1 rRNA gene is annotated in these 636 nt (G+C 53.5%); it reads right to left on the bottom strand.

Features of this window, described 5'->3' with window-relative positions:
- Positions 1-636, bottom strand: a 23S ribosomal RNA gene (locus AAHB12_RS31215); the annotation flags it as partial.

The following is a 636-nucleotide window of genomic DNA, read 5'->3' as shown; positions in this document are numbered from 1 at the left end:
GGGTTAGAACTTCAATACAGCCAGAGCGGTATCCCACAGGCGCCTCCACCGAAGCTGGCGCTCCGGCTTCTCAGGCTCCCGCCTATTCTGTACAAGCTGTACCAAAATTCAATATCAGGCTACAGTAAAGCTCCACGGGGTCTTTCCGTCCTGTCGCGGGTAACCTGCATCTTCACAGGTACTATAATTTCACCGAGTCTCTGGTTGAGACAGTGCCCAAATCGTTACACCTTTCGTGCGGGTCGGAACTTACCCGACAAGGAATTTCGCTACCTTAGGACCGTTATAGTTACGGCCGCCGTTTACTGGGGCTTCGATTCAAAGCTTCGCGTGAGCTAACCTCTCCTCTTAACCTTCCAGCACCGGGCAGGTGTCAGCCCCTATACTTCGCCTTGCGGCTTCGCAGAGACCTGTGTTTTTGCTAAACAGTCGCTTGGGCCTATTCACTGCGGCTCTCCTTACGAAGAGCACCCCTTCTCCCGAAGTTACGGGGTCATTTTGCCGAGTTCCTTAACCAGAGTTCTCTCGCTCACCTTAGGATTCTCTCCTCGCCTACCTGTGTCGGTTTGCGGTACGGGCACCTTTTACCTCGCTAGAAGCTTTTCTTGGCAGCGTAGAATCAGGGAGTTCGCCCAT

Source organism: Bacillus sp. OTU530 (assembly GCF_038440375.1).
Note: the sequence above shows the minus strand (reverse complement) of the source record. Positions and strands in the feature narration are given on the sequence as shown.